Raw genomic sequence first — 14,809 nt, 5'->3', positions numbered from 1 at the left:
CCGCGCCGACGGTCTGATAGGCTGGATGGCCTTGACGGCGTTGCCTGCAAGCGAATGGATTGGTGGATGATGAGGAAGCCAAGCCGGTGGCTGCTCAAAGCCGCAGCCGCGCTGTCCGTCGTCGTGATCCTGTACGGGGTGTGGCTGTTTGTGCAGCCCAAAGGACTGCCCGCCGGTCTGGCCAGCGGCAACGGCCGGATCGAGGCGGTCGAGATCGACATCGCCACGAAAACCGCCGGGCGGGTCGAGGACATCCTGGTCGATGAGGGCGATTTCGTCACCGCCGGCCAAGTGCTCGCCCGGATGGACACCGACGTGCTCCAGGCCCAGGCCAAGCAGGCCGAGGCCCAGAAGCAGCAGGCGGTCATCGGTGTCGAGACCGCCCGCCATCAAGTGCTCCAGCGCCAGGCCGAGCGCCAGTCGGCGCTCTCCCTGGTCGCCCAGCGCGAGGCCGAGCGGGACGTCGCCCAGAAGCAGCTCGCCCGATCCGAGGAACTGGAAGCGCGCGGCACGACGTCGCGGCAGGTTCTCGACACCGACCGCGCCCGCTTCGAAAGCGCGAACGCCGCCGTCAGCGCGGCAAAGGCGCAGGTCGCCGCAGCCGACGCCGCCATCGCCACGGCCGAGGCCCAGGTCGTCAACGCCAGGGCGGCGGTCGACGCCGCCGCGGCCACCATCGAGCGCATCCAGGCCGACATCCGGGACAGCACCCTCCGCTCGCCGCGCGACGGACGGGTGCAGTTCCGGGTGGCGCAGCCGGGCGAGGTGCTCGGCGCCGGCGGACGGGTGCTGAACATGGTCGATCTCAGCGACGTCTACATGACCTTCTTCCTGCCGACGGAGGTTGCCGGGCGGGTGAGGATCGGCACGGACGTGCGGATCGCGCTCGACGCCTTCCCGCAATACGTCATCCCCGCCAAGGCCACCTTCGTGGCCGACGTCGCCCAATTCACGCCGAAGACGGTGGAAACGGCCAGCGAACGCCAGAAGCTGATGTTCCGGATCAAGGCCCAAATCCCCCCTCCGCTGCTCAAGAAATACATTCGTGATGTGAAGACCGGATTGCCGGGGGTGGCCTATGTGCGGATCGAGCCGGACACAGAATGGCCGGCCAACCTGCAAAACCTCGTGCCATGAGCGACACCGCCGACCGGTCCGCCGCATCACCCGTCGCGCATCTGCGGGACGTCCGTCTGGTGTACGGAAAGGTCCGGGCCATCGACGGGGTCAGCCTGGACGTCCCGGCGGGGCGTGTCACCGGCCTGATCGGCCCCGACGGGGTCGGCAAGTCGAGCCTGCTGTCGCTGATGTCGGGCGCGCGCGCCTTGCAGGAGGGGACGGTCGAGGTGCTGGGCGGCAGCATGGCCGCGGCGCGCCACCGCCGCGCCGTGTGCCCCCGCATCGCCTACATGCCGCAGGGCCTCGGCAAGAATCTCTACCCGACGCTGTCGATCGCCGAGAATCTCGATTTCTTTGGACGGCTGTTCGGCCAGGGCCGGGCCGAGCGCCGGCACCGCATCGCCGACCTGACGCGGAGCACCGGTCTGGCGCCGTTCCCTGACCGGCCCGCCGGCAAGCTGTCCGGCGGCATGAAGCAGAAGCTCGGCCTGTGCTGCGCGCTCATCCACGACCCGGACCTGCTGATCCTCGACGAGCCGACCACCGGCGTCGACCCGCTCTCGCGGCGGCAGTTCTGGGAGCTGATCGACCGCATCCGGGCGGACCGTCCCGGCATGAGCGTGGTGGTGGCCACCGCCTACATGGAGGAGGCGGCGCGCTTCGACTGGCTCGTCGCCATGGACGAAGGGCGCGTGCTGGCGACCGGCAGCCCGCGGGAACTGCTGGACCGCACCGGGACCGCGACGCTGGAGGGGGCCTTCGTCGCGCTGATGCCCGAGGAAAAGCGCCACGGGCACAAGGCTGTCGCGATCGTGCCGCGGCCGGAGGACGGAAGCGACATCGCCATCGAGGCGAAGGGCCTGACCATGCGCTTCGGCGACTTCGTGGCGGTCGACCATGTCAGCTTCCGCATCCCGCGCGGCGAGATTTTCGGCTTCCTTGGCTCCAACGGCTGCGGCAAGACGACGACCATGAAGATGCTGACCGGCCTGCTCCAGCCGAGCGAGGGTGAGGCCCGGCTGTTCGGGCAACCGGTGGACGCCCGCAACATCGAGACCCGGCGGCGCGTCGGCTACATGTCGCAAGCCTTCTCGCTCTATTCGGAGCTGACGATCCGGCAGAACCTGGAACTGCACGCCCGCCTGTTCCAGGTGCCCGAAGACGTCTTACCCAGCCGGGTCGCGGCGGTGGCGGAGCGCTTCGGCCTCGCCGACGCGATGGAGGCGTTGCCGGACCAGCTGCCGCTCGGCCAGCGCCAGCGCCTCTCCCTCGCCGTCGCGATGGTCCACGAGCCCGCCCTGCTGATCCTGGACGAGCCGACGTCGGGCGTCGATCCCATCGCGCGCGACGCGTTCTGGGAGATCATGATCGGGCTGGCGCGCCGGGACCGGGTGACGATCTTCATCTCGACGCATTTCATGAACGAGGCCGAACGCTGCGACCGCATCTCGCTGATGCACGCCGGCCGCGTGCTGGTCAGCGACACGCCGGCGGCGCTCGTCGCGAAGCGCGGCGCCGCGACGCTTGAGGAGGCCTTCATCGACTATCTGGAGGAGGCCGTGGCGGAGCGTCAGGGAGGCGACGCGGCGGCGCCCGACGATCGCCGACAGGTCCCGCCTCCCGCCGCCAACCCTCCCGGCGAACGCGCGGAAGGCCGCGTCTTCAACCCGCGGCGGATGCTCAGCTACACGCGTCTGGAGGCGCTGGAGCTGCGGCGCGATCCCATCCGGGCGACGCTGGCCCTGGTCGGCAGCCTTTTGCTGATGGTCATCATGGGCTACGGCATCAACATGGATGTCGAGGACCTGTCCTTCGCGGTCCTGGACCGGGACCAGACGACGGTGAGCCGCGACTACACGCTCAACCTCGCGGGCTCCCGCTACTTCGTCGAACGGGCGCCGATCATCGACTACGCGGATCTCGACCGGCGCATGCGGGCGGGCGACCTCTCCCTGGCGCTGGAAATCCCGCCGGGCTTCGGGCGCGATGTCGCCCGTGGGCGTCCGGTCCAGATCGGGGCGTGGATCGACGGCGCCATGCCGACGCGGGCCGAGACGGTCAACGGGTACGTGCAGGGCATGCACAGCCAGTGGCTGGCCTCGCGGAACCAGACGCCCAGCCTCGCCACCATCGAGACCCGTTTCCGCTACAACCCGGATGTCGAGAGCCTGAAGGCCATCGTGCCGGCGGTCATCCCGATCCTGCTGCTGCTGATCCCGGCGATGCTGGCCGCACTCAGCGTCGTGCGGGAGAAGGAACTCGGCTCGATCATCAACCTCTACGTCACGCCGGTCACCAAGCTGGAGTTCCTGCTCGGCAAGCAACTGCCCTATGTCGGGCTGGCCATGCTCAACGTCCTTCTGATGGCGGCGCTGGCGGTCACCGCCTTCGGCGTGCCGTTGACCGGGAACGTGCTGGCCCTCGCCACCGGCGCCCTGCTTTACAGCTTTTCGGCGACCGCCATGGGTCTCCTGATGTCCAGCTTCATGCGCAGCCAGATCGCCGCCGTCTTCGGCACCGCCATCGCGACGCTGATTCCGGCCACCCAGTATTCCGGCATGATTGATCCGGTCTCGTCCCTCGGGGGCGCCGCGGCGCTCATCGGGGAGGTCTACCCGACCACTCACTTTCTGACCATCGCGCGGGGCGTCTTCTCCAAGGCCCTGGGCTTCGGGGACCTGCACGCCGCCTTCGTCGCGCTGCTGATCGCCGTGCCGGTGCTGATCGGCGCGAGCGCGCTGCTGCTGAAGAAGCAGGAGACCTGAGCGATGCAGGTGTCCAACGTCCTGAACCTCGGCATCAAGGAACTGCGCAGCCTCGCCCGCGACCCGATGCTGCTGGTCCTCATCGTCTATTCCTTCACCCTCGCCATCTACACGGCGGCGACCGCCATCCCGGAGACGCTGAACAAGGCGGCGATCGCCATCGTCGACGAGGACCGCTCGCCCCTGTCGGCCCGCATCGTCGGGGCCTTCTACCCGCCCTATTTCCTGCCGCCGGTGCTGATCACGCCCGCCGAGATGGACGCCCGCATGGATGCCGGGCTCGACACCTTCGCGCTCGACATTCCACCCGACTTCCAACGCGATGTCCTCGCCGGGCGCCGGCCGGCGATCCAGCTCAACGTCGATGCGACGCGGATGACCCAGGCCTTTTCCGGGAGCGGTTACGTCCAGCAGATCGTCAGCGGGGAGGTCAACGCGTTCGTGCAACGCTACCGGGGTGAGCAGGCCCTTCCGGTCGATCTCGCCCTGCGCGTCCGCTTCAATCCCGGGATGAACAAGGGCTGGTTCGGATCGGTGATCGAGGTCATCAACCAGGTCACGATGCTGTCGATCATCCTGACCGGCGCCGCCCTGATCCGGGAGCGCGAGCACGGCACCATCGAACATCTGCTGGTGATGCCGGTCACGCCCGTCGAGATCATGGTCGGCAAGATCTGGTCGATGGCCCTGGTCGTGCTCGTCGCCTGCGCCGTCTCGCTGGTCTTCGTCGTCCAGGGGCTGCTGGCGGTTCCCATCGGCGGCTCCGTCGCCCTGTTCCTCGCCGGCGCCGCCCTGCACCTGTTCGCCACCACGTCGATGGGCGTCTTCCTGGGGACGGTGGCCCGCAGCATGCCGCAGTTCGGCATGCTGATGATCCTGGTGATGGTGCCGCTGCAGATGCTGTCGGGAGGCATGACGCCGCGCGAAAGCATGCCCGCCCTCGTTCAGGACGTGATGCTCGCCGCCCCGACGACGCACTTCGTCACGCTGGCCCAGGCCATCCTCTACCGCGGCGCCGGCCTCGACGTGGTCTGGCCGCAGTTCCTGGCGCTGATCGGGATCGGCGTGATCCTGTTCAGCCTGTCGCTGGCGCGCTTCCGCAAGGCCATCAACCAGATGTCATGAGCCAGATGTCATGAGCCGCCGCCGGGCGCCCCCGGCGGGTCGGGCAATTTGTGCCCATGGGCAGAGCTTGCCAAGCAAAAGGCGCGCTTTTCGGCGTCATGGGCGCCGGGGACGGCGCCATCGGCGCGGCACAGACATGGCACAACCTTTGCTCTTCCCACTGGCATGTGGCGAATGCCGCAAACCGCAGTGGAGGGGGAACGTGCAAGTCCTTGGTCATTCCGTGTCCGCCGGCCATCCGGTCGTCTCGGATCGGAGTAGGATGTCGGGTGCCGGGCAATCCGCGGACTCGCCCAGCTTCTCGGACCTGCTGCCGACACGCGCTTCCGACGCGGCGGCCCCCACGGCCGCGCCGGCATCGGCCGATCCGGCCGAGCGCGAGGAGATCGCCCGAATGCAGACGGAGCTGGATGCCTACAAACGGCAGCGGGATACGGTCGTGCGGAACCGGACGATGGACCCGCCGGCGTTTCAGATGGCCTTGCCTGTCAACGACCGTGGCTACATGCCATACGTGACGGCCGACCAGCAGAAGCTGATGGATCGCATCACCGATACCTACCTCGGCCGGCCGGAGCACGAGATGGCGAGGATGTGGGAGGAACTGAGGGCCAACGGCCTCACGCCCGAGCAACTCGTGCGCACCGCGAAGTATTTCGTCAATCTCGACGGCGAGGTCGTCAGCCGCGCAGTGGCAACCGGGGGCCAGCGCCCCGCCCAGCACGGCGGCACCGCCTGGACGGCGTCCAGCGTTTGACGCCCCCTCCCCCACGACGGACGGCGAAGCCTCGCTCCACTGCTGAGCCGCACCGAGTGTCACCCGAATGTTGGAGTCCACCGAACATTGAAGTTTACGCAACGTCCGCCCCACCACGGATGACGCGCCGGACGTCGGCGGGCATGGCGGCAGGTCAGGCGAAGGTGGCCAGCAAAACCGGCAGGATCGCCATTGCGACGCCTGCCCCCAGAGCCAGCCGGTGACTGAGCGGCAAATCATCCCTGCACGTCTGGTCCGGCGCACCGTCCAGAATGTCATGCGGAAGTGGCAAGGGCAGAGCGCAAGACGGGCTGAGCGACGCGATCAACATCCATTGGAGGTCATCCGAAGCCTTCATGCCGAGTTTCCTGTTCAAAAAGGAAAAGACGAGGCGCGGCGTTCAAACGGATGCGGCCCCGCCAACAACATTCTTCATTTGTACAAAAAATAATTTCATATAGGAAAATAGGTTTTTTGCTCGACGTCAAGAGCGCGCGTCGCCCCTGGCTGGCATTTTGCCGAGAAAAAACCCCCTGCCTTGCCTCGCACCGGCGGCCGGCTGATCCTGGACAGCGCTCAGAACTCGATCCGCTGAATGTTCGCGGCCCCTCAGCCCATTGCCAAGCGGTCGGCGGCGAACTCCGCGGCGAACAGCGCGACCAGATGCTCAATCAACGCCCGGATCCTTGGCACATCCCGCAAATCCGGGTGCAGCACCAGCCACGCCTCGCGCTCCAGCGGCGGCGCCGCGCAGGGTACCGGCCGCAAGTTCGGCTCCCCCGCCACCAGCCAGAACGGCAGCAGGGCCACTCCGAAACCCGCCTTCGCCGCCGCAAGCTGGGTCTGCAAGCTGTTGGAACGGAGGGCGACGCGGCGGCCGGCCGTGTGGCGGGCCAGCCAGACCGCTTCCGGCAGGTCGGCCAGCGCCTCGTCGTAGCCAATCATCGCGTCGGGCGCCCCCACCACCGCGAACAGGCCATAACGGATGGCGGCGAGCCGCCGCGCGATCAGGTCGCCGCGCTGCGGGCGGGCGAGCCGGATGGCGATGTCGGCTTCCCGCCGCGCGAGGCTGAGCGAGCGGTTGTCCACCGTCACCTCCAGGTCGATTCCAGGGTGGCGGGCGCGGAACGGCCCCAGCCGCGGCATCAGGAAACGGTCGGCCAGCGCCTGGGTGGTGGTCAGCCGGACGGTGCCGGTCAGTCCGGCCTCCCGCCCGCCGCGGCTCGAGACCTGACGCAGAATGGCCAGCGCCCGCTCGTCCATCCCGTCGGCCAGCGCGAAGACCGCTTCCCCGTCCAAGGTCAGGCTGTAGCCGTCGGCCCGCCGTTCCACCAGGCCGCAGCCCAACCCCTCTTCCAACGCAGCGACCCGGCGTCCGACCGTCGCGTGGCTGATCCGCAACGCGCGCGCCGCCGCCGACAAACTGCCGGTGCGGGCCAGTTCCAGGAAAACCCGCAGATCGTCCCAGTTCAGGGTGGCTGTCTGCTTATGAACAGTCATCGTGCAAACCTATCGAATTTCCGTCCAAAAATACACAGAGCACTGTGGGCGCCGCACCCTCTCATCCGGAGCCGCATTCGCCATGAGCGCCACCCCGAAGACCCTTCTCGCCCTCGCCGGAGCCCCTGCCACGCCGAGCCCCCTCGACTCCGCGGCGCTGGTGCTGATCGACGCCCAACGCGAATACACCGAGGGCGCCCTTCCCCTGGTCGGGATGGAAGCCGCGGTGGCCGAGGCCGCGCGTCTGCTGGAGCGGGCGCGCAAGGCCGGCCTCCCGGTCTTCCATGTCGTCCACCACGGCAAGCCGGGTGGCCCCCTGTTCAACCCGGAAAGCCCGCTGTCCGGCATCGTCGCCCCGCTGAGCCCGCTGGACGGCGAGACGGTGGTGGCGAAGCACCGGCCCAACGCCTTCGCCGGGACCGACCTCGACGCCCTCATCCGCGCCACCGGCCGCAAGGAGTTGATCGTCGCCGGCTTCCAGACCCACATGTGCGTCAGCAGCACGGTGCGCGCCGCCCTCGACCTCGGCTGGCGGACCACGGTCGTGGACACGGCCAGCGCCACCCGCGACCTTCCCGACGGGGCCGGCGGCGTGATCCCGGCCGACGTTCTTCACCGCGCCAACCTCGCCGCCCTAGCCGACCGCTTCGCCGTGGTGGTCAGGGACAGCCGGGCCTGGGCGTAAAGACCGCATCGGCTCACCGCCATTTCGAGACGGTGAAAGGACCATCCACCCATCACTCCGCACCGGACAGTGCCCGGCACCGACGCTTCCGCGCGCCGAAAATTCGCACGCTCCGCAAAAAGAGGTTTGTTGGAGTACAAAACTCAAGTTATCATATTCCAGTTGATGCAATCGCATTGCGATTGAATAATGGATAGATCAAGGAGATCGCGGGTGGACGTGATCGCTGAACTGACGAGCCTGATCGGCGCCGACGCCGTCCTGACCGACCCCGCCGATCTGGACGCCGTGACCGAGGATTGGCGCGGGCGCTACCGCGGCCCGGCGCTCTGCCTCGCGCGCCCCGCCAACGCCGAACAGGTGGCCGACGTGGTGCGCTGCTGCACCAAACACGGCGTGCCGGTCCTGCCGCAGGGCGGCAACACCAGCCTGTGCGGCGGCGCCGTTCCGTCGGAAACGGGACCCGCCCCGGTCATCCTCAGCCTCACCCGCATGCGCGCGGTCCGCGCCATCGACCCGGTGAACAACACCATGGAGGTCGAGGCCGGCTGCGTCCTCGCCACCGTGCAGGAGGCCGCCGCCGCGGCCGGCCGGCTCTACCCGGTCAGCCTGGGCGCCGAGGGCTCCTGCCAGATCGGCGGCACCATCGCCACCAACGCCGGCGGCACGTCGGTCCTGCGCTACGGCAACACCCGCGAGAACGTGCTGGGGCTGGAGGTCGTGCTGGCCGACGGCACCGTCTGGTCGGGCCTCTACGGCCTGCGCAAGAACAACACCGGCTACGACCTGAAGCACCTGTTCATCGGTTCGGAAGGCACCCTCGGCATCATCACCGCGGCGACGCTGAAGCTGCACCCACTGCCGACGCGCCACGCGGTGGCCTGGGTCGGCATGGCGTCGCCGGAGGACGCTCTGACCCTGCTGACCCGCGTCCAGGCGCGCAGCGCGGCCCGGCTGTCCGCCTTCGAGATGATCAACCGCCTGCAGCTCGACCTCGTGATCGGCAACGTCCCCGGCCGCCGCAGCCCGATCGAGAGCGCGGCCGACTGGCACGTCCTGATCGAGCTGTCGGACAACGGCTCCGGCGAGGCGCTCGACGACGAACTGCAGGCGATCCTGGAGGACGCCTTCGCCGACGGCCTGCTGAGCGACGCCGCGCTGGCCTCCAGCGAGGCGCAGCGCCACGCCATGTGGGAGATCCGCCACAGCGTGTCGGAGGCCAACAAGAAGGCCGGCGTCGGCCTGACCACCGACTGCGCGGTGCCGCTGTCGGCGGTGCCCGCCTTCATCGCGTCGGCGACCGCGGCGGTGCGCGCCCTGGTGCCCGATCTGCCGGTGATCGTGGTCGCCCATCTCGGCGACGGCAACGTCCATTTCATCCCCTTCTTCACCTTCGACGCCTGGGAGGCCGCCGGATCGGGCGACCGCGACGCGCTCGCCGCCGCGCTGCGCCACGCCGTCAACGACGAGGCCGCCCGGCTCAAGGGCACCTTCAGCGCCGAGCACGGGGTCGGCCGCGTCCAGCTCGCCGAGATGGCCCGCTACAAGCCGCCGGCGGAGCTGGCGCTGATGCGCGCCGTCAAGCGGGCGCTCGACCCGCAGAACATCCTCAATCCCGGACGGCTCCTGCCGCCCGGCTGATTTTTTCCATCCTCCCCCGCCCATCCGCCGTCCCGGCCCATCCTGAGGAGTTCCGACATGAGCACACGTCAATCCGGCTGGTCCCGCCGCACCCTGCTGAAAGCCGGCGCCGCCGGCACCGCGGCGCTCGCCATGCCGGCGATCTGGAGCCCGGCCCGCGCGCAGAACAAGCGCATCGTCGTGCGCGACGACGGCGGCATCTACACCAAGGCCTACGGCGAGGTCTTCTACAAGCCCTTCACCGCGGCGACCGGCATCGAGGTCGTCGGCGTCCAGGCCAACGCCGAGCCGACCGCCCAGATCCGCTCGATGGTCGAGGCGAAGTCCTACACCTGGGACATGGCCAAGATCAGCGAACCGGCCATCCTCATGCTGACGAGCGGCGACAAGCCGATGCTGGAGAAGCACGGGCTGGAGAACGATCCGGCGGTCGCCGGCATTCCCAAGCAGTACATGTCGGAGTACGGCGTCGGCACCAACGTCTACACCACCGTGCTGGCCTACCGCACCGACGCCTTCAAGGGCCGCAAGGCGCCGGCCTCCTGGAAGGATTTCTACGACGTCGCCGGAGTCTCCGGCCGCCGCGCCCTGCGCAAGCATCCCTTCGACACCATCGAGCAGGCGCTGATGGCCGACGGCGTGCCCACCGGCGAGGTCTATCCCTGCGACTTCGACCGCGCCTTCAAGGCGCTGGACCGAATCAAGAAGGACATTCCGATCTTCTGGACCAGCGGCGCGCAGGTCGAGCAGATGCTGATCTCCGGCGAGGTCGATCTCGTCCCGACCTGGGTGTCGCGCCCGCAGGCGGCGATCGCCGCCGGCGCTCCGGTCGGCATCGTCTGGGACCAGAACATCTGGGGCCTCGACAACTGGGCCATCCTGGCCGGCACCCCGAACGCCGACGCCTGCCGCCAGTTCATCAAGTTCACCTGCGACCCGAAGCGGCAGGCCGAGCTGGTGAAGTACTTCCCGGCCGGCGTCACCATGCCCGACGCCTTCAAGCACATCGATCCGGCGGTCGCCCCCAACTGCCCGACCTTCCCGGCGAACATCGAGAAGGGCGTCAAGATCAACGCGCAGTTCTGGCTGGACAACCAGCAGAAGGCGCTCGAGCGCTACAACGCCTGGCTGCTGAGCTGAGGCGACGGGACGTCACGTCCCGACTGAGGACCCGCGACCGGACCCGCCCGCAGGACGGGACCGGTCGCGGGGCTCCCGCATTTTTCCCCACTTTCTTTTCGACGCGAGGAGACCTGCCATGTCGTCGTCCAGCCTAACCGTCCAGGGCCTCGCCAAGCGCTACGGCGATTTCGTGGCGCTCGCCCCCACGGATCTCGTGGTCGCCGACGGTGAATTCCTGACCCTGCTCGGCCCGTCGGGCTCGGGCAAGACGACGCTGCTCAGTCTGCTCGCCGGGCTGGTTCCGCCCGACGAAGGAATCGTGCGCATCGGCGCGCAGGACGTGACCTACGCCCCACCCTACGAGCGCGACATCGGCGTGGTCTTCCAGAACTACGCCCTGTTCCCGCACATGACGATCGCCGAGAACATCGCCTTCCCGCTGAGGATGCGGAAGATCCCGGAAGCCGAGGCGAAGAAGCGCGCCCGCGAGGCGCTGGAGATGGTCCATCTGCCGCACATCGCCGGGCGCTACCCGCGCGAGCTGTCGGGCGGCCAGCAGCAGCGCGTCGCGCTGGCCCGCTGCATGGTCTACAAGCCGTCGATCATCCTGATGGACGAGCCGCTGGGCGCCCTCGACAAAAAGCTGCGCGAGCACATGCAGCTCGAGATCAAGCATCTGCACCGCGAGCTGGGCACCACGGTCGTCTACGTCACCCACGACCAGGAAGAGGCGATGACGATGTCCGATCGCATCTGCCTGATGAACGCCGGCCGCATCGAGCAGCTGGGCACGCCGGCCGACCTCTATTTCCGCCCGCGCACGCTGTTCGTCGCCGACTTCCTCGGCGAGTCCAACCTGCTGCCGGCCTCGCTGGGGCCGCGGATGGGCGACGAGGCGGAGATCCGGCTTGGCAGCACCGGTATTCCGGGCCGCGCGCTGGCCAACGGCCAGGACCTGCCGCCGGGCACCCCGGTGCGGGTGATGGTGCGCCCGCAGAACCTGACCATCGCCCGTCCGTCGGACAACAGTGCTTCGGGCGTGATGGGCCGGGTGTCCGACGTGATGGTCACCGGCAGCCTGACCAAGGTCTACATGCAGCCGCTCGACGACGCCCTGCCGCCGCTGGTCGCCGCCTTCGCCACCCGCAACGAGGCCGAGGCGATCCGCATCGACGACGTGCTGGGGCTGTCCTGGGACAGCCGCGACGCCGTGGTGATCGCGGACCGCGGCCCGGCCGCCATGCCCGCAACCACGGCCAAGGCGGCCTGACATGAGCGACCAGATCATGACCATGACCCACGCCGCTCCACGGCGCGGCGCCCCGCCGGCCTGGCGCAAGCCGGTGCTGATGGGCGCCCCCATCGTCCTGCTCCTCACCGTCTTCCTGGTCTTCCCGGTCGGCCAGCTCCTGGCGCTCAGCGTCTACAACGGCCAGGGCTTCACGCTGGCGCCCTACCAGCAGCTCTTCTCGTCCAGCCTCTACGTCACCGTGCTGTGGATCACGCTGAAGATCTCGCTGGCGACGACGCTGGTCGCGGTGGCCGGGGCCTACCCCATCGCCTACCTGATCTCCGTCACCAAGGGGCCGGCGAAGAGCCGCCTGATCTTCTGGGTGCTGCTGGCCTTCTGGACCAGCTTCCTGGTGCGCGCCTTCGCCTGGGTCATCATCCTCGGCCGCAACGGCGTCATCAACGGCACGCTGATGTCGCTGGGCATCATCGACCGGCCGATTGACCTGCTCTACGGCTTCGGCTCGGTTCTGGTCGGCATGGTGCACGCCATGCTGCCGCTGGCGGTGATGACCATGCTGGCGGTGATGGAGAACATCGACCGCACCCTGCCGCGCGCCGCCAGCACGCTCGGCGCGCGCCCCGGCACCGCCTTCTGGACCGTCTACTTCCCGCTGTCGCTGCCCGGCGTCGCCGCCGCGGCGATCATGGTCTTCGTGACGGCCATCGGCTTCTTCATCGTGCCGGCCCTGCTCGGCGGGCGGCGCGAGACGATGATCACCCAGCTCATCATCGACCAGATCCAGCAGACGCTGAACTGGGGCCTCGCCGGCGCCATCTCGGTGCTGCTGCTGACGGTGGTGCTGGCGGTGTTCGTGCTCTACGACCGCGTCTTCGGCTTCGCGACGCTGACCGGCGAGACCGCCGGGGCCGCGCACAACCGCGACACCGCCATGCGGCGGCTGGGCGGCCGGGTGCTCGGTCTGCTGGGTGCGGCGAGCGATGCGCTCATCGGCCTCTTCCCGCGCCGCCGCCCGCGCGGCACCGGCGAGATGCCGTCCGCCGGCCTGCGGACGCTGGTGTGGACGATGCTGGTGCTGATCAGCCTGCCGGCCTTCCTGATGGTCCCGCTGTCCTTCGGCGAGGCCGGTCTGGCCTGGCCGCCCACCGGCTTCTCGCTGCAATGGTACGAGCAGCTGTTCCAGTCGCCGCTGTGGATGCAGGCGCTGACCCGTTCGCTGGTGGTGGCCTTCGGCACCGGCCTGCTGTCGATGGCGATCGGCGTGCCGGCGGCCTTCCTGATGGTGCGCAGCCGCATGCGGGGCAAGGGCGCGATGCTGGCCTTCATCCTGTCGCCGGTGATCGTGCCGCGCATGATCATCGCCGTCGGCATGTTCTACCTGTTCGCCCAGATGGGACTGGTCGGCACCATCCTGGGTCTGGTGATCGGCCACACGGTCGTCGCCGTCCCCTATGTGGTGATGACGATGACGGCGGTGCTGCGCAACTACGACACCCGGCTCGACCTCGCGGCGCAGAGCCTGGGCGCCCGCCCGCTGGCCGCGCTGCGCCACGTCACCTTCCCGATCCTGGGGGCCGGCATGCTGTCGTCCTTCCTGTTCGCCTTCGCCACCTCCTTCGACGAGCTGACCATCTCGCTGTTCTCGTCGGGCGGTCTCAGCGCCACCCTGCCCAAGCAGTTCTGGGACGAGGTGACGCTGCAGGTCTCCCCCGTCATCGCGGCGGTGTCGACCGGTCTCCTCGTCTTCGTCGCGGTGCTGATCTACGCCGCGGACCGGCTGCGCCGGCGCAGCCTGGCCTCCTGATCCGCACCGGAACCGACGCTCCACCTCTTCGCACTTCCAAGGATACATCATGCTCGACGCCACCAAACTCCGCGGCATTCTGCCCGCCACCCCGACGCCGGTGACCGCCGACGGCACCATCGACGTGGCGGCCTCGAAGGCGCTGTTCTCCTGGCTGAACCGCCAGGGGATCGACGGGGTGGTTCCGCTGGGCGGCACCGGCGAGTACGGCGCGCTGGCGCGCGCCGAGCGCAACCGCTTCGCCGCGCTGACGGTCGAGGCGATGGCGGGCAAGAAGCCGGTCATCGCCGGCGTCCTCGACACCGGCTATCACGACGCCCTGGCCGCGGGCCGCGACTTCGCGGCGGCCGGCGTGGACGGCCTGCTGGTCCTGACGCCCTACTACACCAACCCGACCCAGGCCGGCATCCGCGACTACTTCCTGCGCTACGCCGACGAGTCGCCGGTGCCGATCCTGATCTACGAGATCCCCTACCGCACCCGCATCGCCGTCGATCCGGAGGTCCTGCACGAGCTGTCGCGCCACGAGCGGATCGTCGGCATGAAGGCCTGCAACACCGATATGTACCACTTCCTGCGCACGATGGCCGGACTGGACCCGTCCTTCGCCATGCTGAGCGGCGAGGACACGCTGTTCCCGCTGCATGTGGCCGCCGGGGCCAAGGGCGGCATCGTGGTCACGGCCAACCTTCTGCCGCGCGCCTGGCGCCTGGTCTTCGACCTCGCCTCGTCCGGCAAGACCGCCGAGGCGCTGGAGGTCCACCGCACCCTCATCCCGATGATGAACCTCGCCTTCGCCGAGACCAACCCCGGCCCGATGAAGTCGGTGATGGGCCTCATCGGCGTGAACGCCCCGGCGATGCTGCCGCCGCTGCGCGAGCCGCGGCCGGAGCTGCGCGAGGCGCTGAAAAGCGAACTGTCGCGCCTTCTGACCACCTATGAAGGGCTGCCGGCGGCCGCGGTGGCCTGACCGGTGGCAACGCTTGCGCGTGGCATCCGGCGCGCCGGATGCTATGCGTAGGCGAACCATGCCGACGAC

At 68.9% G+C, this 14,809-nt stretch carries 12 protein-coding genes; 10 read left to right on the top strand and 2 right to left on the bottom strand.

Annotation, left to right across the window (positions count from 1 at the left end; genetic code table 11):
* Positions 1–66 precede the first annotated feature (66 nt).
* The 4 genes from DS837_RS16065 (at position 67) to DS837_RS16050 (ending at position 5,766) form a co-directional block, all read left to right on the top strand.
* Positions 67–1,137 carry an HlyD family secretion protein gene (locus DS837_RS16065; RefSeq protein ID WP_149165677.1) on the top strand — a complete coding sequence of 357 codons (1,071 nt, stop codon included), beginning with the start codon at positions 67–69 and terminating at the stop codon, positions 1,135–1,137.
* Complete coding sequence (gene rbbA, locus DS837_RS16060; RefSeq protein WP_149165676.1) at positions 1,134–3,884, top strand: ribosome-associated ATPase/putative transporter RbbA; 2,751 nt, start codon at positions 1,134–1,136, stop codon at positions 3,882–3,884. The genes DS837_RS16065 and rbbA overlap by 4 nt, the downstream gene beginning before the upstream one ends.
* A gap of 3 nt (positions 3,885–3,887) precedes the next feature.
* Positions 3,888–5,009 (top strand): ABC transporter permease, encoded by a 1,122-nt coding sequence (locus DS837_RS16055; protein ID WP_149165675.1) that lies wholly within the window; start codon positions 3,888–3,890, stop codon positions 5,007–5,009.
* 262 nt (positions 5,010–5,271) lie between these two features.
* Positions 5,272–5,766: a hypothetical protein gene (locus DS837_RS16050; protein ID WP_247889961.1), complete on the top strand. Its 495-nt coding sequence runs from the start codon at positions 5,272–5,274 to the stop codon at positions 5,764–5,766.
* 154 nt (positions 5,767–5,920) lie between these two features.
* Here DS837_RS16050 and DS837_RS16045 read toward each other — a convergent pair whose 3' ends face one another.
* Together DS837_RS16045 and DS837_RS16040 are read right to left on the bottom strand one after the other, a co-directional pair.
* The gene (locus tag DS837_RS16045; RefSeq protein ID WP_149165673.1) at positions 5,921–6,124 is read right to left on the bottom strand and encodes a hypothetical protein; all 204 of its coding nucleotides are present in this window, start codon (positions 6,122–6,124) and stop codon (positions 5,921–5,923) included.
* A gap of 251 nt (positions 6,125–6,375) precedes the next feature.
* Positions 6,376–7,266 (bottom strand): LysR family transcriptional regulator, encoded by an 891-nt coding sequence (locus tag DS837_RS16040; RefSeq protein ID WP_149165672.1) that lies wholly within the window; start codon positions 7,264–7,266, stop codon positions 6,376–6,378.
* A gap of 82 nt (positions 7,267–7,348) precedes the next feature.
* Between DS837_RS16040 and DS837_RS16035 the strand changes: the two genes are divergently transcribed.
* The 6 genes from DS837_RS16035 to DS837_RS16010 all read left to right on the top strand — a co-directional run bounded on the left by DS837_RS16035 (position 7,349) and on the right by DS837_RS16010 (position 14,740).
* Positions 7,349–7,951 (top strand): cysteine hydrolase family protein, encoded by a 603-nt coding sequence (locus DS837_RS16035; RefSeq protein WP_149165671.1) that lies wholly within the window; start codon positions 7,349–7,351, stop codon positions 7,949–7,951.
* A gap of 213 nt (positions 7,952–8,164) precedes the next feature.
* Positions 8,165–9,592 carry an FAD-binding oxidoreductase gene (locus DS837_RS16030; protein WP_211102260.1) on the top strand — a complete coding sequence of 476 codons (1,428 nt, stop codon included), beginning with the start codon at positions 8,165–8,167 and terminating at the stop codon, positions 9,590–9,592.
* Positions 9,593–9,649: 57 nt separating this feature from the next.
* Positions 9,650–10,732: an ABC transporter substrate-binding protein gene (locus DS837_RS16025; RefSeq protein ID WP_149165669.1), complete on the top strand. Its 1,083-nt coding sequence runs from the start codon at positions 9,650–9,652 to the stop codon at positions 10,730–10,732.
* Between the two features lie 118 nt (positions 10,733–10,850).
* Positions 10,851–11,984, top strand: coding sequence for an ABC transporter ATP-binding protein (locus DS837_RS16020; protein WP_149165668.1), 1,134 nt, complete (start codon positions 10,851–10,853; stop codon positions 11,982–11,984).
* 1 nt (position 11,985) lies between these two features.
* Entirely contained in the window at positions 11,986–13,770 is a 1,785-nt protein-coding gene (locus tag DS837_RS16015) for an ABC transporter permease subunit (protein WP_149165667.1), read from the top strand.
* A gap of 49 nt (positions 13,771–13,819) precedes the next feature.
* Positions 13,820–14,740 carry a dihydrodipicolinate synthase family protein gene (locus DS837_RS16010; protein ID WP_040136810.1) on the top strand — a complete coding sequence of 307 codons (921 nt, stop codon included), beginning with the start codon at positions 13,820–13,822 and terminating at the stop codon, positions 14,738–14,740.
* Positions 14,741–14,809 lie beyond the last annotated feature (69 nt).

Source organism: Azospirillum brasilense (genome assembly GCF_008365405.1).
GTDB classification, from domain to species: Bacteria; Pseudomonadota; Alphaproteobacteria; order Azospirillales; family Azospirillaceae; genus Azospirillum; species Azospirillum brasilense_D.
This window is presented reverse-complemented; position numbering and strand designations above follow the sequence as displayed.

Bases quoted from the DNA above. Each gene is read 5' to 3' on its own strand.
- DS837_RS16065 (WP_149165677.1), top strand. From the start codon at position 67: ATGATGAGGAAGCCAAGCCGGTGGCTGCTCAAAGCCGCAGCCGCGCTG.
- rbbA (WP_149165676.1), top strand. From the start codon at position 1,134: ATGAGCGACACCGCCGACCGGTCCGCCGCATCACCCGTCGCGCATCTG.
- DS837_RS16055 (WP_149165675.1), top strand. From the start codon at position 3,888: ATGCAGGTGTCCAACGTCCTGAACCTCGGCATCAAGGAACTGCGCAGC.
- DS837_RS16050 (WP_247889961.1), top strand. From the start codon at position 5,272: ATGTCGGGTGCCGGGCAATCCGCGGACTCGCCCAGCTTCTCGGACCTG.
- DS837_RS16045 (WP_149165673.1), bottom strand. From the start codon at position 6,124: ATGAAGGCTTCGGATGACCTCCAATGGATGTTGATCGCGTCGCTCAGC.
- DS837_RS16040 (WP_149165672.1), bottom strand. From the start codon at position 7,266: ATGACTGTTCATAAGCAGACAGCCACCCTGAACTGGGACGATCTGCGG.
- DS837_RS16035 (WP_149165671.1), top strand. From the start codon at position 7,349: ATGAGCGCCACCCCGAAGACCCTTCTCGCCCTCGCCGGAGCCCCTGCC.
- DS837_RS16025 (WP_149165669.1), top strand. From the start codon at position 9,650: ATGAGCACACGTCAATCCGGCTGGTCCCGCCGCACCCTGCTGAAAGCC.
- DS837_RS16020 (WP_149165668.1), top strand. From the start codon at position 10,851: ATGTCGTCGTCCAGCCTAACCGTCCAGGGCCTCGCCAAGCGCTACGGC.
- DS837_RS16015 (WP_149165667.1), top strand. From the start codon at position 11,986: ATGAGCGACCAGATCATGACCATGACCCACGCCGCTCCACGGCGCGGC.
- DS837_RS16010 (WP_040136810.1), top strand. From the start codon at position 13,820: ATGCTCGACGCCACCAAACTCCGCGGCATTCTGCCCGCCACCCCGACG.